This window comes from Erythrobacter sp. SCSIO 43205, from assembly GCF_019904235.1.
Taxonomy (GTDB): domain Bacteria; phylum Pseudomonadota; class Alphaproteobacteria; order Sphingomonadales; family Sphingomonadaceae; genus Erythrobacter.
The window spans coordinates 2,261,555-2,283,717 of record NZ_CP063202.1 but is presented as its reverse complement, the minus strand read 5'-3'; the positions used below and the strand labels follow the sequence as shown (position 1 = coordinate 2,283,717).

The following is a 22,163-nucleotide window of genomic DNA, read 5'->3' as shown; positions in this document are numbered from 1 at the left end:
ATTCAAGGAGAGGCCCCATGGCCAAAGTCTATATCGACCCGTCACCTGCCAATTTTCAGGCGTTCAAAGACCTGCCGCGCGATGAGCCTATCCATATGCTCAACCTGTTGCGCTACCGCGATCTGGCGGAATATCCGGAGGGCCATGAGCACCACGGCAATGGCTGGACCGGTCGGCGCGCCTATCAGGAATATGGCAAGACCTCCGGGCCTATTTTCGCAGGCGTAGGCGGCAAAATCGTCTGGCGAGGCGCGTTTCAAACGATGGTCACTGGGCCCGAACCCGATGAAAAAGTCTGGCACGATGGCTTTGTCGCCGAATACCCCAATTCCGCCGCCTTCTTCGCTATGATCAAGGATCCCGACTATCAGCTAGCCGTGGTGAACCGGACGGCGGCATTGTTGGACAGCCGACTGATGCGTTTTAAGCCAGGTGAGACGGGTGGGGGCTTTGGGTGAGGTCCAAGCCTCTGCTTGAGAACACTTCTAAAAGCTCGTCTCTTGCGACCTCGGCCGTATTCTCGCTTACAGTTTCGCTGTGATCAAATGCTAGGTATACCTCCCACCATAGTTCGGGAGCATCGACAGTGCCGCCACTCAGCCCGAAATTGGTGATGCCTGAAAAGAGGCACTTATTTGCCACCCAGTCGCCGAACTCCCAAGTCAGCTCGCCTGCAAGAAATCCTCGCGCGGTGTCTAACGCGATGTCATTGAGAACGACCTCTTCAGCAATGTTCATCTTCTTCGAGAAGTGCCTTACGGTTTCTTCTCCCGCGTCACCAGCCCAACCGCTCACGCTAACTCCGCCATTATAGAGCTTTTGCAAGTCGGCTATGATTTCGGGACGTTTCATCGTCTATACATAGCGCCTTGCTTCTCTCCCGTCATCCCAGCGAAAGCTGGGATCTCTAGCGGCAAGCGAGCATTTTGAAGCCCTAGACCCCAGCCTTCGCTGGGGTGACGTTTGGATGGTGTGCGGTGTGCTCACAACAACCGCATTTGCCCGCCCACTTCAGGTGCGCGGAATTGCGAACAATCCAGCTCAAATTTGGGCGCCGTTTTGCCATGACCCACGCCAACGCGCTTGCAAGCAAGCCGAAAGCGTGCGCGGAACATATCGGCCCACACGCCGCTTGGCTTGAACCTTGTGTGAAAGCCGGGGTCATTATCGCGCCCGCCCCGTATCTCGCGCACGATACGCATCACCTTGCTTGACCGGTCGGGGTAGTGGACGGCGAGCCACTCGCGGAACAGGGGCGCGACTTCGTGCGGAAGGCGAAGGGGGATCCACTTGGCGCTTTTGACGCCCACATCGGCAACGCGCGCGATGATTTCTTCCATGAACTCATCGGTGATCGCAGGGATAATAGGGGAGACTGAGCAATGAACCGGAATACCAGCAGCAGCCAGCTTGCCCAGCGCCGCAATCCGTTTGGCAGGGGCCGCACAGCGCGGCTCCAATTTGCTCGATAGCACAGAGTCGAGCGAGGTCACGGAAACCGCCACCGCCACAAGCCTTCGCGCTGCCATTTCCTCAAGCAAATCAAGATCGCGCAGCACCCTGTCTGACTTCGTGGTGATCGTCACCGGATGGCGCGCATCAAGGCACGCCTCCAGAATCCGCCGCGTGATTTCATACCGTTTCTCAATCGGTTGATACGGATCAGTGTTGGTGCCAAGCGCAATCGGTGCAGGCCTGTACCCGCGTTTCGCCAGCGTTTTGCGCAAGAGTTCAGGCGCATCGGGTTTGGCAAAAAGCTGCGTTTCAAAGTCCAGGCCGGGCGACAGATCATGGTAGGCATGGGTGGGGCGCGCATAGCAATAGATGCACCCATGCTCGCACCCGCGATAGGCGTTGACCGAACGATCAAACGGCACATCGGGTGAGGCGTTGAAGGAAAGGATAGTCTTAGGCGCCTCCTCAGTCACACTCGTACGCAATTTAACTGGCGGCGCGTCGTCTGATCCAAGGCTCGCCACATAATCGCGCCAGTCGCCATCCGTCTCGCGCGTGGCAAGCCCAAAGCGCGTGGAGACATCCGAAGACGGCGCGCCTCGGCCTTTGACAGAATCGGGGTGGTTCGGTGCTTTCATGATGAGAACATATATAGAACAAACGGTATTCGCCCGTCCAGAGTTTCTCAATCGCGCTTTTGAACCGTGATGTCTGCGGGCGGTTCGTCTTTCAAGAACCGTGCATAGGCGGCATCAAATCCATCTTCGAGATGGCGGGTGTAAAGCGCGGTGTCGAACATGGGTGCTGTCCCCCGCGCCATTGCAAGCTTTGCGCTGAAACTATCGCGCCGCGTTTTATCTCCTGCAAGATCGACAATCAGCTCCTCATACGCCTGCCAGTTCGGCGTAATAAGCTCCGGCAAACCTGCTGCCGTCAGTACGCTTGCCGCAACGCGCGCAGACATTTGCTGCCCGGCCATAGTGATCACCGGAAGGCCCGCCCAAAGCGCATCATTGCAGGTGGTGTGAGCGCCGTAGGGGGCTGTGTCGATGAAGAGATCGGCGTGGGCGTGTCGCTCCAAATGCTCTGCGTGGGGGATGCGCTGCGCAAAGATCAGGCGCGCAGGGTCAATCCCCGCTCGCACGGCCGCATCGCGAAGGTTGCCATGCGCTTCGTCATTTGAGCCGAGCAGCCACAAGACGCTGCCTTTAATGCGCTGCAAAATCCGCATCCAGATTGCGAAAACCTGCGGGCTTAGTTTGTGAAGACTATTGAAACAGCAAAGCACTATCGCATCATCGGGCAGGCCATGCTGCTCCCGCGTGGTCCGCTCCTGCGCGATTTCCAGCGTGTTGTTACCCGGTTGATAGCTGTCCGGGAGCCAGATGATATTCTCGTCATAATGCGCGCGCAACTGCTCAGGGATTATAACCTTATCCGCGACCATATAGTCGATAAATGGCAGCGAAGTGCCAGAGCAATAGCCAAGGTAGCTGATTTGAACCGGCGCGATGCGACGGGCGAGCCAGTCGATGCGGGTGCCTTGCGTGAACCCTTGGCGCTCGATTGCGATGTCGAGGTCAAGGGCTTCCAAACGCTCGAAAACCTCGCTGTCTGCTTGGTCATGAACATCGTGAAAATGATCGACTGCGTTTATTGCTTTTGCGCGCCATTCATCGGAGCTGTGGGGGCCATAGCTGATCGCGTGCACTTCGAAACGTGAGCGGTCGTGCTCGGCAAGCACTCCCGACATCAATCGCATTGCGGGGTGATCGCGGAAGTCTGCGCTCAAGTAAGCAATGCGCAAACGATTGGGACGCGATTTGGGTTTTGCAAAGGTGCGCTGTGTGGGGGAGAGTGAGCCGTATCTCGCCTCTGCCCAATTGCGCGCGCGGGTCAGTTGATGCGCGGGATGATCCTCTAGTGGCAGCATCACAAACGGCGGGACCGCTGCGCCTTTTACGCCCAGATCGGGGATTGCGTCGCTGTGCTCAGCCATCTCGTCAAAGGCGCAAAGGTGGCTGAGTTCGTGGAGCAACATGGCCTTTCCAAGCGCATGATTGGGTTCGACTGAAAGAACTTTGCGAAAGGCATCGGCTGCCGCGCCGTGCCGCCTGTGCGCGCTTTCGACTGTCCCGATATTGTAGAGCGCGGGGACAAAATCGCCTTTGATCTGCACTGCGCGCTCGAAGGCCGCTTGCGCCTCTTCCAATCGGCCCAGCCGTTCGAGGACGGTGCCAAGATTATTGTGCGCCTCAGGCGAAGTCGGCTGCAATTGAGCGGCGCGCTCTGAATGCGCAAGAGCAAGGTCCAGACTGCCAAGACGCAGATGAAGATGGCCGAGGCTAAGGTGTCCCAGTGCGGACTCTGGCGCTAAGTGGATCGCTCTTTGGTAGGCTTTGGCCGCATCTTCCCATGCACCCGTTTTTTCAAGCGCCTGCCCAAGGTTATAGGGCCCGCTGGGAAGATCAGGTGCAAGCGTTTCAAGCTGTCGAAAGCTTAGCTCCGCCTCGTCGATCCGTTCCAGCTGGAAGGCGGCTGCACCGCGCAAATTCCACGCATCCAACGCATTTGGGTGGGTGCGCGTCAAGATGTCGGCGCGCGCAAAGCATTTCTCGAAGTCGCCGCGTTGGAACAGCGCGATAAGGGCCTCTTTATCCGCTTGAGAAAGCTGCACCGTGTCGCCCCCCTTTTTGCAGCTATCTCTCGCTAAGCCTCGGCATGAGCTCGACAAAGTTACACGGGCGATTGCGGCTGTCGAGTTGCTCGGCAAGGATGCCGTCCCAGCCGTCTTTGACCGCTCCGTTAGAGCCGGGAAGGGCAAAGAGATAGGTGCCGCGTGCAACGATTGCGCAAGCCCGCGATTGAACGGTGGAGGTGCCGATGGTCTTGTAGGAGAGCCAACGGAACAATTCGCCAAAACCGGGAATATCGCGTGCGCCCTCGATCATCGAGAACGCCTCGGGAGTGACATCGCGGCCTGTCAGCCCGGTCCCTCCGGTGGAGACAATCGCATCCACTTGAGGATCATCGATCCACGCGTTGAATTGAGCGGTGAGGGCCTCTGCGTCATCTTTGACGATTGTGCGCGCGGCCAGCGTGTGACCTGCATCTGTCACCCGCGCGGCCAGAATATCGCCTGACGTGTCGTTTTCAGATGTGCGCGTGTCAGAGACTGTCAGAACGGCGATGTTAATCGGTTTGAACGTCCTGCTCTCGTCAATCGCCACTTCTATGCCTTCCTGCGTTACTGCTGATATTCGATCCGTGCAGAGCGGGTTCTAGCTGGAAGCGGGAAGGTTGGCCATTGCCCTTGCGCAAGTGCGCGGCGGCTAGGTGAGGGGACGCCAGCGGCGCGCTCATACATCCAGTAATTGCGCATCACGATGGCGACATAACCGCGCGTTTCCCAATAAGGGATCGATTCCATCCACAAGAGCGGATCGCCCTGATCGTTGATCTCATAATTCCAGCGATCAACCGGGGTAAGGCCGGCGTTATAGGCAGCCATGATCTTCGGCAGCAGGCCTTGTGTCGCACCGGAATCGCGCAGCATCTCAAGGTGTTGCTGGCCGTATGCGAGGTTCACCTCTGGATCGTTGAGATCGGCGTAAGACGCACCAAGGTTCAAACGGCGGTTATGATCGCGCGCTGTGCCCGGCATAATCTGCATCAGGCCGCGCGCGTTGGCTGGGCTGACGGCACGAGCGCGAAAATTGCTTTCCTGCAATGCGTGAGCAAAGGCGAGCGAAGGGTCCACCCGCCAACCTGTGCGTGGCTGCCAGTGCGCAACCGGGAAGCGCAGCGAGGGATCGGCGCGCATCCCGCGCGGGGCATAATTCGCCATGAACAGCTGTGTTGAGGGAAGGCCAAGCTCGCGCGCAAGTTTGGCGACGGCATAATAGTCATCGGCCCATCCGGTGCGCGCTTCATGGCGCAGCACTTCATCGGCAAGGGCGTGGCGACCAATTTCGACCAGCGCTTTGGCAGTGCGCACGTTAGGGCGCTGCGCAATAGTGCTCCACTCGTCGCTGGAAAGCGGTTGGACCGGAGCAGCCGAGGGAACTTCGATACCCAATTGATCAACCGCAAGAAGGCCGTAGAGGGTTTCGCTGTAACGCGCCGCGTTTTGCAGGTGCACTTGCGCCGCCTGCGGATCGCGGCACCGGATGAGCGAGCGGTGCGCCCAATAATGTGCTGCCGATGTCAGTTCGGCGTTGGTGGACCGGTCTGCTGCTCTGGCAAAGGCGTCTGCGGCCTCCTGACATGAGCCAAGCCGCCACGCGGCAAGGCCAGCGACCCATTCGCCCTCAGCCACCCACGGGCCGGACCCTTCCGATACGACCTGAGCGAGCGCGAGAGCGTTCTGGTCATCGTTCTCGATATAAAAGCTCCATGCAACGCGTTGCCGCCATTCTGCGCGTGCTTCTGAGCTCAGGTATGGGTCAACTTCCTGAAGGGTCGCATAAGCGCCCATGGGATCGTCATTGCGGATGGCATCAAGGATGGCAGAGCGGCTTTGCGCTGGCATGGTGCCATCATCAATGGAGCGTGGGCGGGTGCGTTTGGTGATGCCGGGTTGGCGCGCCAGATCAATTGTGCGCGGAAAAGCGGGCAGCCATTCAAGCCCGCGCTTCGTCCCCAGCCGACCAAGTTGTTCAGCCTGAGGCAGGTGAGTGCCGTAGTTGAACCATTCGGAGATTTGTTCGGCGGACACCTTGGGGCTGTTGGCGTGGGTGTAAAACTCAGCGAGTGCGACTTGATGCAAAATGCTGTCACTGCGCTGATTGAGAAGCGCGCTCACCTCGTCCCAGTTCTCAGCATCAATCGCTGCAAAAACGCGGGCGTAATGCTGGCGCTCGGCTTGGCTGAGCTGCGTCGGGATAGAACTGTTTTGCGGACCTGAGCGGTCGTATTGCGCAACCAGACTGCCGTTTTGCGCGGACGCTTCAACCGTCACAACAGGCGCAAAGGCAGCAGAGGACAACACCGCAATCCCGGCAAGAGCTTTACGCATTGATTTCAAGTTCATCCCTTGACCGACCATTCGATCCATCTCCGCCAGAACCGCGCCTTCAATCGGGGCATTGCCATCATGGCATCCAGCCCCTCGGTCACGAACAGCGGTAGAGATCGCGTTGTTTGGTTGATTTCGCGTAAAAGCGAGAGGTCATTCGTTAATCCGTGGCCCAAAAGCGGCGGGATGCCTGCGCCGAAAGCCAAGACGCGCTGCGGGGAAACAAGGTTAACGTGAAACTTGGTTATTTCATCCATTCCCGATGCAGCAATTGCCGCAGTGTCCGCCATTGGCGTGTGGCGAGGCAAGGCAGAGGCGAAATAGACCGATTCCTGGTTAATTCCCATAGCCGCAATGATTCGGTTGAGGAGGCGACCTTGCGGCCCGCTTAAAAGCGTGTCGCGATCTGATTGTTCAGGGTCGATGACCAGAACCATCAGATCAGCGTTCTGTGGCCCCCTTGGCGCGACCCGCCCGCGCGGGCCGATGGCATCGAGGCCGGGTGCGGTGAGCCACCATTCGCGGAACTCTTCGAGCGTCTGAGGGGGATTCGCGCCCAGCAAATCGACCCGCTCAACCACCTTTGGTTCAGGAGCCAAGCGATTTTGGCTTCTTTGATCGCTTTGTTTTGGGTGCTGCGCCGACTTCTCGTCTGACACAGGGAGGCACGCATTTTCAGGCGCGTTTCCGCCGTCCAGCTGCTCGCCCCGGCCAAGCCAATCCGTAGCGTCATCGACAAAGTCGCTGTCCACGCCCGCCAGCCGCCACCAATCCATGGCGGCCTTCAATTCGTAGCTTAAGGTAGGGTCGGCTAAAGTCATAGTGTTCAAAGCCCCCCTTGACTGTGAGACTAACGCTTAGCAAGTGCACTTGCGCACATAATATGCGAGAAAGCTCGCGAAACGACAGATTGGGATAGAAAAGCCGATGAGCGAACGCGAATCAATGCCATGCGACGTTGTGATTGTGGGTGGTGGGCCAGCCGGCCTTTCCGCTGCGATCCGTTTGAAGCAACTGAACGAAGAACTCGAAGTCGTAGTCCTTGAAAAAGGATCAGAAATCGGCGCGCACATTCTTTCGGGCGCGGTGGTCGATCCCAAAGCTCTCGATGAACTTTTCCCCGATTGGCGCGATATGGATTGCCCGATGGCCGAAACGCCGGTGACGGATAACTGGCACTGGTCGCTTTCGAAGACTGGCAAAACCTCTCTGCCGCACTTCATCATGCCGCCATTGATGAGCAATAAGGGCTGCTACACTGGCTCGCTTGGCAATATGACCCGCTGGCTTGGCGAACAGGCCGAAGCGCTTGGCGTGATGGTCTTCCCCGGCTTCCCTGCCTCAGGCGTCCTCTATGACGACAATGGCGTGGTCAAAGGCGTCGCTACACAGGACATGGGCATCGCCGAAGATGGCAGCAAAAAGCCCGATTATCAGCCCGGCATGGATATCGAGGCGAAATACACCCTCTTTGCCGAGGGCGCGCGCGGGCACCTGACCAAATCGATCAAGGCGAAATTCGACCTTGAGGCCAATTGCGAGCCGCAGGTTTATGGCCTTGGCATTAAAGAGCTGTGGGACATCGACCCTGCAAAGCACGTTCCGGGCCGTGTGATCCACACGCAAGGCTGGCCGCTTTCAGAAAGCGGCACCTGGGGCGGCGGCTTCTTCTACCATCAGGCGAACAATCAGGTCGCAATCGGCTTTGTCACCGCGCTTGATTACGCAAACCCCTGGGTTTCACCCTATCAGGAGTTCCAGCGCTGGAAACAGCACCCCGCGATCCGCGAAATGCTCGAAGGGGGCACCCGCGTGGCCTATGGCGCGCGTGCGATTAACGAGGGCGGCTGGCAGTCTGTGCCAAAGCTCGCCTTCCCCGGCGGTGCTCTTATCGGCTGTGCAGCTGGTTTCGTAAACGTGCCGCGCATCAAGGGCTCGCACACCGCGATGAAGAGCGCGATGCTGTGTGCAGAAGCCATTGCTGAAGAAATCGGCAACCACGACAGCCAGCCGGAACTGCAAAGCTACGAGCCTGCCGTTCGTTCAAGCTGGATCGCGGACGAGCTCAAACTGGTTCAAAACGCAGAGCCAGCCGTTGCGAAATATGGCGAAGACATCGGCACCATCCTTGCCGGCGCCGATATGTGGATGCGCACACTCAAAATCGGACTGCCGATCAGCATGAAGCACCACCCCGACTACACCATGACGGGCCGTGCGGATATGTATCCCAAGATCGACTATCCAAAGCCGGATGGTGTGATCAGCTTCGACCGCCTGACCAATGTGGCCTATTCCTTCACCAACCACGCAGAGGACCAACCGGTTCACTTGCAGGTGGGTGATCTCGATCTTCAGAAGGCCAGCGAATACGACGTCTTTGGCGGACCTTCCTCGCGCTATTGCCCAGCGGGCGTATACGAGTGGATTGAGGAAGAGGGCAAAGAACCTCGCTTCCAAATCAACTCGCAAAACTGTGTCCACTGCAAGACCTGCGACATCAAGGACCCCAACCAGAACATCAACTGGGTGACCCCAGAGGGGATGGGCGGTCCTAACTATCCGAATATGTGATGGGAGTGATGAGCATGCGTGGCGATCTGGCTCTGGTGTTGTTCGTGCTATTGGCAACCTCCGCGTGCTTTGAGGCAGAGGGCGATAAATACCAAAACCGTGACGCGCGCCTTCAAGAAGCTCTGAAGGGAAACACCGAGGGACTGGGATCTTCTCCCGCATGGCTCGTTAAAGTGTCATCCATGGCTCCAGATGACCGGACTGCTGTATTTTACGGATACGGCGATAACTTTCAGGCATGCTCTGAATTTGCAGAGGAAATGAATGAAAGCGGTCGAGAAGTGGAATATGCTTGCGCAGCAATGATCGAATAATTGGCGCTGGCGCCTAAATATGACTTATAATGAAACCGCCTACGCCAAGATCAACCTTGCGCTGCATGTCCGCAAGCGGCGTGAGGATGGCTATCATGAGCTTGAAACGCTGTTCGCCTTCGTCGACGCCGGCGACACGCTGAGCGCTCAAACCAGCGAGCAGGACCAAGTCACCACACTCGGCGAATTCGCAGCCGGGATCGACGATCCCTTCGACAATCTGGTGGCCAAGGCACTGTCCGTACTCCCGCGACCGCGTGATTTCGAACAGGGCCTAAACATCACCCTCGAAAAGAATCTCCCCGTCGCCGCTGGCCTTGGGGGAGGCTCGGCGGACGCAGGCGCTGTTTTCCGGCTGGTCGAGCGCCTCCACGGCCTCCCCGACGACTGGCAGGAGCGCGCAGCGAAACTCGGTGCAGATGTACCCTCATGCGTGCGCAGCGAAACCGCAATTGGGCGGGGCACGGGCACCGAATTGGAGCCGCTTGAGGACGATCTCAAAGGCACACCGGTCCTCCTGGTCAACCCGCGCATAACGCTCTCAACGGCGAGCGTGTTCAAAGCTTGGGGCCAAAAGGACCTTGGCCCGCTCCCCGAAGGGACCGCGCGTGATATTGCAGAGCAGGGCCGTAACGACCTTGATGAACCGGCCTTTGCTCTTTGCCCCGTTATCCCCGAGGTTCTCGCTGAACTGGCCAAGGATAATGCGTGGCTCACCCGTATGTCGGGATCAGGAGCGACCTGTTTTGCGTTGTACGAAGAAGAGAGCGCCCGTGACGACGCGCTTAAGCGGTTAAAGACAGAGCGTCCCGACTGGTGGACGCTCGGCGGGAAACTGAGATGATCGATGGGTTGCCATACAAACACATTGGCGATGTGAAGCCGGGCGGCATAGTGAGCGTATGCGACCATGCATCGAATTTTGTGCCTGAAGATGTGCACTTGGGCATTCCCGAAAGTCTGCTCGAAAATCATATCGCGATTGATATCGGCGCAGGCGGGATCGTTGATCGTATGGCGCGGCGACACGGCATCCCTGCCCATATGGCGCAGGTGAGCCGCCTTGTGATCGACCTCCACCGCGAGGAAGATCATCCCCATGTCGTGCCAACGGAAAGCGACGGTCACCTCATCCCCGGTAACATCGGCGCAAATGTCGAGGCGCGGCTCGACACCTATCACCGCCCCTATCACGCAGCGCTCGCCAAATGGCTTGATGCAGCGCGCCCGGAGCTGATTATTTCGCTGCACAGCTTCACTCCCAAACTTGAAAGCGGCGGTGATAGGCGCCCATGGGATGTAGGCCTACTCTACAATGAAGACGACCGCGCCGCCCGCCACGCAATCCGGCTGTTCAAAGACGAGGGGCTCAATGTCGGCGACAATGAGCCATATTCAGGCAAGCAATTGAACGCGACAATGAACCGCCACGCCGAAGCCCATGGCCGACCCTATTGTGCGATTGAAATCCGCAATGACCTGATTTCGACGCGAGCGGATCAGGCGCGCTTGGCTGCTTTGGTGGCGGATGTGTGCGGAAGGGTTGCGCTCGCGCTCGACTAAAGGCAGGGGGCGTTACTCAAATCAAATCTGACGGGTAATTATATGTCGTTCGACAAATCCAAGCTTCCCTCGCGTCACGTATCAGTCGGGCCAGAGCGCGCGCCGCACCGCTCCTATTACTATGCCATGGGCATGACCGAAGAAGAGATCGCACAGCCTTTTGTGGCTGTGGCGAGTGCGGGCAATGATTCAGCGCCGTGCAACACAACCTTGAACGCGCAGGCCGATATCTGCCGCGAAGGTGTGATCGCAAACGGCGGAACTCCGCGCCGGTTCAACACGATTACTGTCACCGATGGCATTGCCATGGGGCACCAGGGCATGAAAAGCTCCCTTATCAGTCGCGAAGTTATCGCAGACAGTGTCGAGGTATCTGTTCGCGGACACTGCTACGATGCGCTCGTTGGCTTTGCAGGTTGCGATAAAAGCCTTCCCGGCATGATGATGTCGATGTTGCGGCTCAATGTGCCGTCCATTTTTGTTTACGGCGGCTCGATCCTTCCGGGCACATATAATGGCGAGGATGTGACCGTCGTCGATGTGTTTGAGAAAGTCGGGCAACACGCCGCTGGCAATTGCCCGCTGCAGGAGCTTATCGCGCTTGAGAAAGTTGCGTGCCCCGGTCACGGCGCTTGCGGTGGTCAGTTTACGGCGAACACGATGGCGTGTGTGGGCGAGGCCATCGGCTTGTCACTGCCAAACAGCAATATGGCTCCCGCTCCTTTCCGGTCGCGCGAAGAGATTGCTCGTGCAGCTGGCTCACAGGTTATGGAGCTTTTGAAACTTAACCTACGCCCCCGCGATATCTGCACCAAGGCCGCATTTGAGAACGCCGCGCGCGTCGTCGCAGCAACCGGCGGTTCAACCAACGCCGCGCTGCACCTTCCGGCGATGGCCAGCGAGGCGGGGATTGAATTTGATTTGTTTGACGTTGCTGAAATCTTCAAATCAACACCTTACATCGCGGACTTGAAACCCGGCGGTAAGTACGTTGCCAAGGATATGCACGAAGCAGGCGGCATCTATATGGGTATGAAGACACTGCTGGAAGGAGGTTTCCTCGACCCCAATCCTATGACAGTCACCGGTAAAACCTTGGGTGAGAATATCGAGGAGATCACCTGGAACCCCGATCAGAAGGTCTTTTACGATGTAGCAAAGCCGATCACCCCGACAGGCGGCGTCGTCGGGCTGAAAGGCTCGCTTGCTCCCGATGGTGCCATCGTAAAAGTTGCCGGCATGGAGCGGCTTAAATTCACTGGCACGGCGCGCGTATTCGATTGCGAAGAAGATGCCTTTGCCGCCGTTGAGAAGCGCGACATTGCCGAAGGGTCAGTCATCATTATCCGCTATGAAGGGCCCAAGGGCGGCCCCGGTATGCGCGAAATGCTCTCCACCACCGCTGCCCTTTATGGTCAGGGGATGGGCGAAAAAGTGGCGCTAATCACCGATGGCCGCTTCTCCGGCGCGACGCGCGGTTTCTGTATTGGCCACGTTGGGCCCGAAGCTGCAGATGGCGGTCCGATTGCCTTGGTCGAAGATGGCGACACAATTTCAATCGACGCAGAATCGGGCACAATCGACCTTCTCGTCGACGAAGACGTGCTCGTCGAACGCCGCAAAGCGTGGCAACCGCGCATGAATGACTACCAATCCGGCGCGCTTTGGCGCTATGCTCAAAACGTGGGACCAGCGCGAAAAGGCGCGCTCACCCATCCAGGGGCAAAGGCGGAGACTCATGTATTTGCGGACATTTAGTGCGGGCCTTCTCGCAATCGGTCTTGCTGCTTGCGGAGTGGGCGAAACGCCCGAACCCGAAGGCGACAAGGTTGATTGCGCGATCGGTGCGGGTGCTGAGTTTGCGAATGTTTGCACTCTTGAATGGATTGGCGATGAAGTGGGTCAGAAATTCCTGATCCACCATCCCGAAGGCGGTTTTCGCCGCTTTTCTGTCAATGAAGACGCCAGCGGAGTGATCGCGCTCGACGGTGCTGAAAACGCGATCATGCAGGACTCAGCGGTCCAAGGTGCTTGGCAGTTTTCGGTCGATGGAGATCAATATCGCGTGCCCATTCCTGCGCCCTCCGGCGCGTGAGCGGACAAATGACTGTTGAGCAAATCCTCACCGTTGAGCAAATGCGCGCGGCCGAACAGCGCATTTTCGACGCAGGCACGCCTGTTTTTGACCTGATGCAGCTTGCCTCAGGGCGCGCAAGCGAATGGGTCAGGCGCATTGCCGCCGGGCGCAGGGTCACGATCCTGTGCGGTCCCGGTAACAACGGCGGCGATGGCTATGTCATGGCGCACCGCCTGAGCGAAGCCGGGCTCAAAGTGCAGGTGGTCGCTCCCGACCCGCCCAAAACCGATGCAGCCCAAAAGGCTCGCGATCTGTGGGGCAAGAGCGTCGTGAGCTCGGGCGGAGAGGTGCAGGGCGAAGTCTTCGTCGATTGCCTGTTTGGTTCTGGCCTTACGCGCCCGTTGAGCGCAGCACATTTTTTGCTCCTGCGCGATCTGTCCGAACGGCATCAGTTTCGTATCGCGCTCGATATGCCAAGCGGGATTGCAAGCGATACAGGCGCCTTGCTCAATGAGAAACTGCCGCGCTTCGATGCTACCTTGGCGCTTGGCGCATGGAAATTTGCGCATTTCATGCTGCCGGGGCGTAACAAGATGGGCGTGCAGCGTCTTGTTCCGATTGGGGTCGAGGCAGTTGATGGGGCTGCTGAACCGCTACGCAAACCCAATATCAGCGCGCCAGCAAGCGACGCTCATAAGTACACGCGCGGTCTTGGAGTGATCGTTGGCGGCGCAATGCCGGGGGCAGGGCGCCTTGCTGCGGAGGCGGCGATGCGCGGCGGGGCGGGTTATATCAAGCTTGCGAGGCAAGGCGAAGCCACTGGAGACAACCCGGCTCTCGTCGAAACGTCGGGTGACTTGGAACCCGTGCTTGACGACAAACGAACCCGGGCGGTTCTTGTCGGTCCCGGACTTGGGCGCGATGAAAAGGCCACAGCGCGCCTCACCGCTGCCATCTCTTCGGGCAAGCCACTGGTTTTGGATGCCGATGCTCTAATGCTGTTGAAGCCGGATATGCTCGGCGAGAATCAACCCATTCTCGCGACGCCGCATGATGGGGAGCTTGAGGCACTTTGCAAAAGCTTTGCGGTGATCGCAGAAGGTCGGCGGGAACGCGCGCTTGCGCTCGCTCGGGCGGCGAACATCGTTGTTCTCGCCAAGGGCCCAGACACGGTGATAGCCGCACCAGATGGCCGCTTGCGATTGGCAAGGCCCGCGCCATCGTGGCTGTCAGTTGCAGGAAGCGGCGACGTGCTCGCCGGGATCGCGCTTAGCCGCTTGGCCAATGGCGCTGATCCTTTCCACGCGGCTTGCGAAGCCGTCTGGCTGCATGGCGAAGCCGCGCGGCATTGCGGACCTGCCTTCACCCCGCTCCAATTGGCGCACAGCGTTCCAACCGCGCTCACAAAGTGCCTTTGATCATGGCCCAAGAAATTATCCGCATTGCAGCCAAAGGTGACGGAGTCGCCGAGGATGGCACTCACGTCGCGATGAGCGTTCCCGGTGATGTGCTAGAAGCCGACGGCTCGCTTACCCATGGTCCGCATCATGCAAACCCGCCTTGCCCGCATTTTGGCACCTGTGGCGGATGCCAATTGCAGCATGGCGATGATGATGTTTTGGCGCGTTTCGTGCGCGAGCGTGTGGCCAATGCCGCGACAGGTCAGGAGCTAGAGGTCGGCGAGCTGTTGCCTGAACACCTCTCGCCGCCGCATTCCCGTCGCAGAGCAGGGCTCCACGCACTAAAGGTCAAGGGCGGCGCTCTTATTGGATACCGGGAGGCGGGTTCGCACAGGCTGGTGGACCTTAAGGCTTGTCCTGTTCTGGACCCTAAGCTTGCTAGCCTGATCGAACCTTTGCGCACATTGGTCGCGCTGCATGGCCCCAAAGGCAACGTCGATTTGACTCTTTCGCTTAGCGATCAGGGTGTTGATCTGGGGCTCACACATTTCCCGCTGGAAGGGCTGGCCGCGACAGAGGCGATTTCCGACTTCGCGCGTGAGCATGGCCTTGCGCGTATCACCATCGACCAAGGATACGGCCCGGAAACCGTGTGGGAGCCGGAGCCCGTTAGTATCACCTTTTCCGGACTGCCTGTAGCGATGCCGCCAGGAGCTTTCCTGCAAGCCACGCCTGATGCCGAAGCGCGTATGATCGAGGATGCGACTATTTGGCTTGATGAGGCTCGTGTGGTTGCTGACCTTTTTTCGGGGCTCGGTACTTTCGCCTTTGCTCTCGCGAAAATGGGTCCACAAGGGCGCAAGGTTCTAGCCGCTGAAGCTGATCAAGCAGCGCATCTGGCCTGTAAATCTGCAGCCGCACGTACTGGCGGCAAGGTCATCGCGCTCCATCGCGATTTGTTTCGTAACCCTCTACAAGCAACAGAACTGAGCCGGTTTGACGCGGTGCTGCTTGACCCACCGCGCGCCGGAGCGAAGTCGCAAGTGGCTGAGATTGCGGCCAGCACCCTTTCGCGCGTCGTTTATGTCAGCTGCAATCCATCGAGCTGGGCCCGTGATGGTGCAGTGCTGGCAAATGCCGGATTCAAGCTCACAAAACTGCGCCCCGTGGGGCAATTTCGTTGGTCAACCCACGTCGAGTTGGTGAGCCTTTTCGAACGTTAAGCCCGCAGAGCGCTTAAAATTTGAGCCTCTAGCCATTCGCGATGCTCAGGCTCAACATAAGCATGGCCTGCCCCCTCACAGTGTCTGATGCGCGGATCATTTTTGTCCCACGCCGCATCGAATGCTTGCGCCGTGCGATCTGCACCAGCGAGGAGAAAGTGGACGCGGCCGCCAAACCGCGTAAGCGAGTGGCGCATTTCATCTGTAAGGCTGGAAGGATTGCTCGACGGCCGGATAGCGCCACCAAGCCCCTTGACAAGTTTACGCAAATTCACACCACCTTTTAACAGGCGCATGATTTCGCTCGGGTTTTTCAGCTTCGCAAGATAGCGCGAACGGATCGCTTCTGCGCTGTGCGTTGGCTCATCGCCTTCACTCTCGTCATCCTCGAATGTCCAGGGGTTCGACAAGATTAGCCCGTCAAAGCCTGCACCGCCCATCAACATTAGCGCGGAAGCCGCATCGCAATTGCCAAAGCCGAGCACGCGTTCAACTTGCGGGGCCATTGCGCGGAAAGCTTCGAGAGCGGCTGTAATGTCGCTGGCGCTGTTTCGATAGCCTTGATTGTCGCCTTCGCTATCTCCCGTTCCGGCACGGTCAAAGCGAAAGACTGGAAAGCCTTTTTGGGCGATCCGGGCCGCAAGCCGGGACTGTCCGGCAAAGGCGCCGGAACGGATTTCATTTCCGCCATTGACTATAAGAAGGCCGGTGACACCCGGAGCCGTGTCGAGCGAACCGGCGAGCTTGATGCCTTCTGAGCCGAAGTCAAAGTGCAGCCGGCTCATGGCGTGCTCCTCTTATTCGCAGCAATGATTTGAGCCAGGGCTTCAGCCTGCGCTTGATCATGCGATGGTTCTGCGCGCAGCCATAGTCCAGCCCCGCCAACCTGCGCCTGAGCAATAATGGCTTGGTTTTCCGAATTGCCGGGAACGGCCGCCTCCAGCTCGCGCAGCATGGCAGCGCCAATGGGCCATCCCGCCAAGGTTAGGCCTTTGTCACGCCCGGCTTCGAGCAATTGCTCCTGCGTTTCGCTGCGTCCCGCTTCGCGCGCTGCAATGATCCGGGCGCGGATCATCGCGCGCAGCAGCTTCGCCCCCGTTTGAGGCGCATATTGCCACGTGGGGATCGCGTCAGGCGCAAACAACGCACCAGCGCGGATGGTCAAAATTTCGGTGGCAGAGAAACTTTCAGCCGCAAAGGCGGCTGCCTCTTTCCAGCCTTCCAGCGTCTGATCTTCTAGCGGGACCAAGCTCTCATTACATCCCGGCAGATCGGGCAGAAAACTGTCCAACCCAAGCTCATCAAGCGCACGCATGACTTGTACAGTGAAATGACGCAGCTTGTTCGCTTCATCAAACAGGGCAGGAAGTACGAGCACCCGTCTTGCCCGGCCTCGGTCAAAGGAAACCAGTAATTCTTCGGCAGACTTGCCACCCAAAGAGGGGGCGCGCCAAGTCGCTATCATGCGTGGCTCAGGCGCGTTCACGCTTGATCAGCCCTCGGCCAGCTTCGCCTTTGCAAAGGCCAACAATCCGCCAAAGGTTTCAAGCATTTCGCCGTCCACATCCTCATCTTCAATTACGATGTCGAGACGGTCTTCGATTTCCGTCAAAAGCCCAGCGACGGCCATCGAGTCAAGTTCGGGCAGGTGTCCGAACAGGCCGCTGTCTTCATCAAGTGCGGCTGCATCTTCGGCATCAATGCCAAGCACATCGGCGATGATGGATTTCAGCTGAATTGCCAATGCTTGTTCTTGTGGCGCCTGTTCCTCTGGCACTGCGTCTGCTTTAGCCGGCTGAGAACCCATCCCTTGCGATCCTTCTTCTGAGGCGTTTGACCCACGGGCACCCTTACACGCGCCCTGCGGGAGGGCCCTTAACTGCGTGGAGGGCTTGGTGCAAGCATAGGCACCTCTGGCAGAGTAAGGCGTCTTGCAGTGAGACGAGCCAGATCATGCCAACCGTGCAGGGATGAGAGGTTGAAACAGTCAATGCGATAGCGCGGACGCACGTCCTCCATCCAATCCGCCTTATAGCTTTGTGTGCCCGTACCAAAGTCAACCAGACCAACGCCGTCCACATCGATCGCGTGCTTGAAAAGCGCAGCTGAAAGCGTTGTGCCAGCGGACAATTTGCGCGCACTTTGAAGGTGCGCAAGCTTGTGAATATAGGCGCAGCCATTCTCGACGGTCCAACATTGGGCCGCGACCGGAATCCCCTCGCACATAGCGAGCCCTAATCGCAGGCGACCTGCCTCACCTTCTTGCTCAGCAAATCGGCGCAGCATTTCTGGATTATCCTCAGACGGCTTCCAGCTTGCTTCGTATATCGTCTCATATGCGTCCCACGCATCGGCATCGAAATGGGTCAGAATGCGCGTTTTAACCTTGGCACCTTTGCGTTTCAGCGTCGTGCGCAGCGGGCCGGGGCGCGAGAGCCAATAATCGTCGAAGCTGCGACCATTGACGTGCAGGACATGGTTCGTGTCACACTGCACCACCTCAACGCGCCATCCCGCACTATTGAAAGCAGCGGCGAGGCGTGTCGCGGAGCCATCTTCATCAGGGACGGGTTCGAGAGTGACACGATGCGACCTGTTTTTGAGCTGTTTTGCGATTTCCAAAAGGAGCGCATCGCCCCGATCGCCTTCAGGTGCCAATTGCCTCCAAGTGAAACTGTACCAGTTGCGAAGCGGAGTGATATGCCCGTGATTTTCGGTCAACGCGAGTGCAGCTGCATTGTTTTGATCACTCGCAATCGCGATCAAGGGGCGCAAACCCGCCTCGGCCAGCAGCGCATACCATGAAGCGCGGTCAAAGGGCGCACGCGGTTTTGCAAGGGAGCTATCTTCAAACAGCTCTTGCAAGACGTTAACCTCGTCGTGATACCGCGCTTCGATCACTAATTGAGTGCCCTTCGATAAGGAATCTAATGACACCGCCGCCAGACCCTACGCCTTATCCGCTGGACCACCTCGTAGAACGAGCGCGTCAAAACGGTCATGGCGAAAGCCCTGCGCTGGTGCTTCGCAGCGAAGTCCTTAACCACAATGCGTTAAGAGAGCGTGTGAGTAACCTTGCCGGGTGGCTTGCGCGCGAAGTGCCTCAAAAGGGTGCGCGCATTGCGAGCTGGGCGGCGAAGGGTGAGCTTACGTGTCTTTTGCCATTGGCAGCGGCAAGGGCGGGGCTGATCCATGTGCCGATCAATCCGCTTTTGAAGCGCGCACAGGCTGCACATATTTTGGCGGACAGTGGGGCACAATTGCTGATCGCGACGCCTTCACGGCTAAAATCGCTGGAAGAGGGCGATGTGCCGGCCGATTGCGTGAAGTTTGAAGAGACCGCTGCGCTAGAAGCAGCATGGGACGCAGAAGTAGCGATGGAGCCGTCGAGTGCCAACCCCGATGATGTTTGCGCTATCCTCTACACCAGCGGCTCAACGGGCCGTCCAAAAGGCGTCGTGCTGAGCCATGCAAACCTGTGGCTAGGGGCGGTGAGCGTTGCGCATTACCTCAAATTGGCGAGCGATGATGTGACCCTCGCGGTGTTGCCCCTCTCTTTCGACTATGGGCAGAACCAGCTGCTTTCGACCTGGTATGCAGGGGGTAGTGTGGTGCCGCTAGATTTCCTCTTCCCCCGCGACGTGGCGAAAGCTTGCGCGAAGCATCAAATTACAACACTTGCCGCCGTTCCGCCGCTTTGGGTTCAGTTGACTGAGATCGATTGGCCGCAGGACGCGTCTACGCCATTGCGCAGGCTTACCAATAGTGGCGGCGCGCTGACCACTGATTTGGTGAACGATCTCAGCGCGCTTTTCCCCGCCGCAGACCTCTATCCCATGTATGGCCTGACAGAGGCGTTTCGTTCGACCTATCTCGATCCCACGCTGGTCGAAAGTCACCCGACAAGCATGGGCAAGGCCATTCCTTTCGCAGAGATTCTCGTCATCAACGACGATGGCGAGATTGCAGGTGCAGATGAGGAAGGCGAGCTGGTCCATTGTGGTCCACTGGTTGCGAAAGGGTACTGGCAGGACGAAAAACGCACTTCGGAACGGTTCAAGCCGGCACCGGATGGCTCGCACTACGGCGGGACGGCAGTGTGGTCCGGTGACCGGGTGAAGCGTGATGCGAACGGCCTTCTCTATTTCGTTGGACGACGCGATGCGATGATCAAAAGTGCGGGCAATCGGATTAGCCCGCAAGAGATCGAGGAAGCTGCGTTGGCAACCGGAATGGTGGCCGAAGCGGTCGCGCTCGGGATCCCTGATACAAGGCTTGGGCAAGCGGTGCATCTGGTGGTAAGGCGCGGAAGCGAAGGAGTGGAAGAAGCCACACTTCCCAAAGCTTTGCTCAAGGAACTTCCCAATTTCATGCAACCGCAAGTGATCCACTGGAAAGACGCACTTCCGCTCAATCCCAATGGCAAGATTGATCGCACGGCGTTGTACCGTGAATTGACCGAAGGCGAAGCTGAGGGGGCAATGCGATGAAGATCAAACCTCTGGGCCCCATACCTGCGGGCTATGATGTTATGGACGGCGAATTGGCGATTGGTGGACGAAAGGTAAGCGTTCTTGCTCAAAAAGCAGGCCGCACGCCGCTGTTCGTCTATTCCAAGGCGCACCTCGATGCGAGGGTCGCTGAATTACGCGCAGCCATACCGGCGCGCATCGGGATCAATTATGCTGTCAAAGCAAACCCGCACGCAGATGTGATCGCGCACATGGAGCCCTTGGTCGATGGCTTCGATATTGCCTCCTCGGGCGAGTTGCGGATGATCCAAGAGGCCCAGATTGACCCTGCGCGCGTGAGCTTTGCTGGCCCCGGCAAACGCGATGATGAGCTTGAGGCTGCGATTTCGGCGGGCGTCACATTGAACTGCGAGTCCGAGGGCGAGGCGCAGCGTTCTCTTGCCATCGGGCAAAGGCTGGGCAAGACGCCGCGTATAGCAATCCGGGTCAATCCGGATTTCGAGCTCAAGGGTTCTGGCATGAAGATGGGCGGGGGTGCGAAACCCTTTGGCGTGGATGCTGAACGTGTGCCAGCATTGGCAAAGCACATCATTGCGCAAGGTGCCGAGTGGCGCGGGCTCCATATCTTTACCGGCAGCCAAACCCTAAGCGCAGATGCCATTACAGAGGCGCAAAGCAATGTTTTGAATTTGGCTGCATCTCTTGCATCCCAGATTGGCCAGCCGCTTCCAAAGCTCAACATGGGCGGTGGCTTTGGTATCCCCTACTTCCCCGGTGATGAGCCGCTTGATCTTTCCGCGGTTGGGGCTGCGCTCCATGACCTTTTGGATGAGCATGAGGCAGCTATGACGAATACCGAGCTATGCCTTGAGCTTGGCCGTTATCTGGTGGGCGAAGCAGGCGTTTATCTGTGCCGGGTGATCGACAAAAAAGTTAGCCACGGCCAGACTTACCTGATCACAGACGGCGGACTTCATCACCAATTGGCGGCGTCAGGCAACTTTGGAACCGTGGTGCGGCGCAACTACCCGGTTGCCATCGCCACGCGTTTTTCAGCCGAGCCTGACGAGGTCGTAAACGTTGTTGGATGCCTTTGCACGCCGCTTGATAGGCTTGCTGATATGGCTGAATTGCCAAGAGCAAAAGTGGGCGATCTGGTCGCCGTTTTCTGTGCCGGGGCCTATGGCGCAAGCGCCTCGCCTGCTAATTTCCTTGGCCATGGTCCAGCGGCAGAGATGATTGTTTAATCTCTATTAATTCGATTGTCCCGAATTGGGAACGCACCGCATTAATCGCGTTATCACTAACATTATGTTCACCATTATCGGCGAGTAACTCCGGGTCATTCGCGAAAAACCCGTTTGCGTGAGGTCGCTCCTCACAAATGCAGACAGCTTTCGCATCACGACCTTGAGGAATTGCATCGATGCCAAATTCGCCCATTTTTGCCCGTCTTGCTGGCGTGTCCCTAGCGTCTCTTGCGCTGACGGCTTGCGCTGGAACGGGGCCTGAGCTCCCGACTGCAAGTTATGCAGATGCGCAGACGGCCCCTGTTGATGAATACATCATCGGTCCACTCGATCAGATTACGATCCACGTATGGCGCAATCCTGAGCTGAGCGCTGAAGATATTCAGGTGCGCCCCGATGGCAGGATCACGATCCCGCTCGTGCGCGATATGCCGGCTGTGGGTAAAACCGCGACCCAGCTTCAGGACGACATCCGTGATGTACTTGTCCAATATATCGAACAGCCGATTGTCTCGGTCATCGTCAATGAGTTTAATTCGACATTTGACCAGCAAATTCGTGTCGTTGGTTCTACCGAACAACCCGCGTCGCTGCCCTACCGCGCCAATATGACCGTGCTTGATGCGATGATCGCGGTTGGCGGTCTTGGCGAATTTGCGTCAGGCAACCGGGCAAAGCTGCTGCGGATTGATCGCAACACTGGCCTGCAAAAAGAGTACCGCCTGCGCCTGTCTGACCTGATCAAGAAAGGCGATAGCTCGGCCAATGTCATGCTGCGTCCCGGCGACACAATCATCATTCCTGAAAGCCGGTTCTAA

General features: G+C 58.1%; 22 protein-coding genes. 12 read left to right on the top strand and 10 right to left on the bottom strand.

Going from position 1 to position 22,163, the window contains the following annotated elements; all coding sequences use genetic code 11:
* The first annotated feature begins 17 nt into the window (after positions 1–17).
* Complete coding sequence (locus tag INR77_RS10775) at positions 18–458, top strand: DUF1330 domain-containing protein (protein WP_223071059.1); 441 nt, start codon at positions 18–20, stop codon at positions 456–458.
* Here INR77_RS10775 and INR77_RS10770 read toward each other — a convergent pair.
* From INR77_RS10770 to INR77_RS10745, 6 genes are all read right to left on the bottom strand, one after another.
* Positions 424–852 carry a hypothetical protein gene (locus INR77_RS10770; RefSeq protein WP_223071058.1) on the bottom strand — a complete coding sequence of 143 codons (429 nt, stop codon included), beginning with the start codon at positions 850–852 and terminating at the stop codon, positions 424–426. The two genes, INR77_RS10775 and INR77_RS10770, sit on opposite strands and share 35 nt — an antisense overlap.
* Before the next feature lie 131 nt (positions 853–983).
* Entirely contained in the window at positions 984–2,093 is a 1,110-nt protein-coding gene (locus INR77_RS10765; RefSeq protein WP_223071057.1) for a PA0069 family radical SAM protein, read from the bottom strand.
* A 47-nt stretch (positions 2,094–2,140) separates the two neighbouring features.
* Positions 2,141–4,132 carry a tetratricopeptide repeat protein gene (locus INR77_RS10760; RefSeq protein ID WP_223071056.1) on the bottom strand — a complete coding sequence of 664 codons (1,992 nt, stop codon included), beginning with the start codon at positions 4,130–4,132 and terminating at the stop codon, positions 2,141–2,143.
* 22 nt (positions 4,133–4,154) lie between these two features.
* The gene (gene moaB, locus INR77_RS10755) at positions 4,155–4,685 is read right to left on the bottom strand and encodes a molybdenum cofactor biosynthesis protein B (protein ID WP_223071055.1); all 531 of its coding nucleotides are present in this window, start codon (positions 4,683–4,685) and stop codon (positions 4,155–4,157) included.
* A 17-nt stretch (positions 4,686–4,702) separates the two neighbouring features.
* The gene (locus tag INR77_RS10750; protein ID WP_223071054.1) at positions 4,703–6,472 is read right to left on the bottom strand and encodes a lytic transglycosylase domain-containing protein; all 1,770 of its coding nucleotides are present in this window, start codon (positions 6,470–6,472) and stop codon (positions 4,703–4,705) included.
* 11 nt (positions 6,473–6,483) lie between these two features.
* The gene (locus INR77_RS10745) at positions 6,484–7,293 is read right to left on the bottom strand and encodes a uracil-DNA glycosylase family protein (RefSeq protein WP_223071053.1); all 810 of its coding nucleotides are present in this window, start codon (positions 7,291–7,293) and stop codon (positions 6,484–6,486) included.
* 106 nt (positions 7,294–7,399) lie between these two features.
* On the opposite strand from INR77_RS10745, the gene INR77_RS10740 reads away from it, so the two are divergent.
* The 8 genes from INR77_RS10740 to INR77_RS10705 are packed head-to-tail and all read left to right on the top strand — an operon-like array spanning position 7,400 to position 15,623.
* Positions 7,400–9,046, top strand: coding sequence for an electron transfer flavoprotein-ubiquinone oxidoreductase (locus INR77_RS10740; protein ID WP_223071052.1), 1,647 nt, complete (start codon positions 7,400–7,402; stop codon positions 9,044–9,046).
* A 14-nt stretch (positions 9,047–9,060) separates the two neighbouring features.
* Positions 9,061–9,360 (top strand): hypothetical protein, encoded by a 300-nt coding sequence (locus INR77_RS10735; RefSeq protein WP_223071051.1) that lies wholly within the window; start codon positions 9,061–9,063, stop codon positions 9,358–9,360.
* 19 nt (positions 9,361–9,379) lie between these two features.
* On the top strand, positions 9,380–10,204 hold the full coding sequence (locus INR77_RS10730; RefSeq protein WP_223071050.1) for a 4-(cytidine 5'-diphospho)-2-C-methyl-D-erythritol kinase: 825 nt from the start codon (positions 9,380–9,382) through the stop codon (positions 10,202–10,204).
* Positions 10,201–10,923: an N-formylglutamate amidohydrolase gene (locus INR77_RS10725; RefSeq protein WP_223071049.1), complete on the top strand. Its 723-nt coding sequence runs from the start codon at positions 10,201–10,203 to the stop codon at positions 10,921–10,923. The genes INR77_RS10730 and INR77_RS10725 overlap by 4 nt, the downstream gene beginning before the upstream one ends.
* Before the next feature lie 42 nt (positions 10,924–10,965).
* On the top strand, positions 10,966–12,681 hold the full coding sequence (gene ilvD, locus INR77_RS10720) for a dihydroxy-acid dehydratase (RefSeq protein ID WP_223071048.1): 1,716 nt from the start codon (positions 10,966–10,968) through the stop codon (positions 12,679–12,681).
* The gene (locus INR77_RS10715) at positions 12,662–13,018 is read left to right on the top strand and encodes a hypothetical protein (RefSeq protein WP_223071047.1); all 357 of its coding nucleotides are present in this window, start codon (positions 12,662–12,664) and stop codon (positions 13,016–13,018) included. Before ilvD ends, INR77_RS10715 begins: the two co-directional genes overlap by 20 nt.
* Positions 13,019–13,026: 8 nt before the next feature.
* A complete protein-coding gene (locus INR77_RS10710) occupies positions 13,027–14,418 on the top strand; it encodes an NAD(P)H-hydrate dehydratase (protein ID WP_223071046.1) in 1,392 nt (463 codons plus the stop codon).
* A gap of 2 nt (positions 14,419–14,420) precedes the next feature.
* Positions 14,421–15,623, top strand: coding sequence for a class I SAM-dependent RNA methyltransferase (locus tag INR77_RS10705; protein WP_223071045.1), 1,203 nt, complete (start codon positions 14,421–14,423; stop codon positions 15,621–15,623).
* On the opposite strand, the gene INR77_RS10700 is transcribed toward INR77_RS10705, so the two are convergent.
* The 4 genes from INR77_RS10700 to INR77_RS10685 all read right to left on the bottom strand — a co-directional run bounded on the left by INR77_RS10700 (position 15,620) and on the right by INR77_RS10685 (position 18,524).
* Positions 15,620–16,408 (bottom strand): hydrolase 1, exosortase A system-associated, encoded by a 789-nt coding sequence (locus tag INR77_RS10700; RefSeq protein ID WP_223071044.1) that lies wholly within the window; start codon positions 16,406–16,408, stop codon positions 15,620–15,622. The two genes, INR77_RS10705 and INR77_RS10700, sit on opposite strands and share 4 nt — an antisense overlap.
* Positions 16,405–17,088 (bottom strand): hypothetical protein, encoded by a 684-nt coding sequence (locus tag INR77_RS10695; protein WP_223071043.1) that lies wholly within the window; start codon positions 17,086–17,088, stop codon positions 16,405–16,407. Before INR77_RS10695 ends, INR77_RS10700 begins: the two co-directional genes overlap by 4 nt.
* Before the next feature lie 27 nt (positions 17,089–17,115).
* Positions 17,116–17,430, bottom strand: a complete 315-nt coding sequence (locus INR77_RS10690) for an acyl carrier protein (RefSeq protein ID WP_223071042.1) — start codon at positions 17,428–17,430, stop codon at positions 17,116–17,118.
* Between the two features lie 68 nt (positions 17,431–17,498).
* Positions 17,499–18,524 (bottom strand): GNAT family N-acetyltransferase, encoded by a 1,026-nt coding sequence (locus INR77_RS10685; protein WP_223071041.1) that lies wholly within the window; start codon positions 18,522–18,524, stop codon positions 17,499–17,501.
* A 29-nt stretch (positions 18,525–18,553) separates the two neighbouring features.
* Between INR77_RS10685 and INR77_RS10680 the strand changes: the two genes are divergently transcribed.
* From INR77_RS10680 to INR77_RS10670, 3 genes are all read left to right on the top strand, one after another.
* Positions 18,554–20,113 carry an acyl-CoA ligase (AMP-forming), exosortase A system-associated gene (locus INR77_RS10680; protein ID WP_223071040.1) on the top strand — a complete coding sequence of 520 codons (1,560 nt, stop codon included), beginning with the start codon at positions 18,554–18,556 and terminating at the stop codon, positions 20,111–20,113.
* Positions 20,114–20,115: 2 nt separating this feature from the next.
* On the top strand, positions 20,116–21,342 hold the full coding sequence (locus INR77_RS10675) for a pyridoxal-dependent decarboxylase, exosortase A system-associated (protein ID WP_223073526.1): 1,227 nt from the start codon (positions 20,116–20,118) through the stop codon (positions 21,340–21,342).
* Positions 21,343–21,521: 179 nt separating this feature from the next.
* A complete protein-coding gene (locus tag INR77_RS10670) occupies positions 21,522–22,163 on the top strand; it encodes an XrtA/PEP-CTERM system exopolysaccharide export protein (RefSeq protein ID WP_223071039.1) in 642 nt (213 codons plus the stop codon).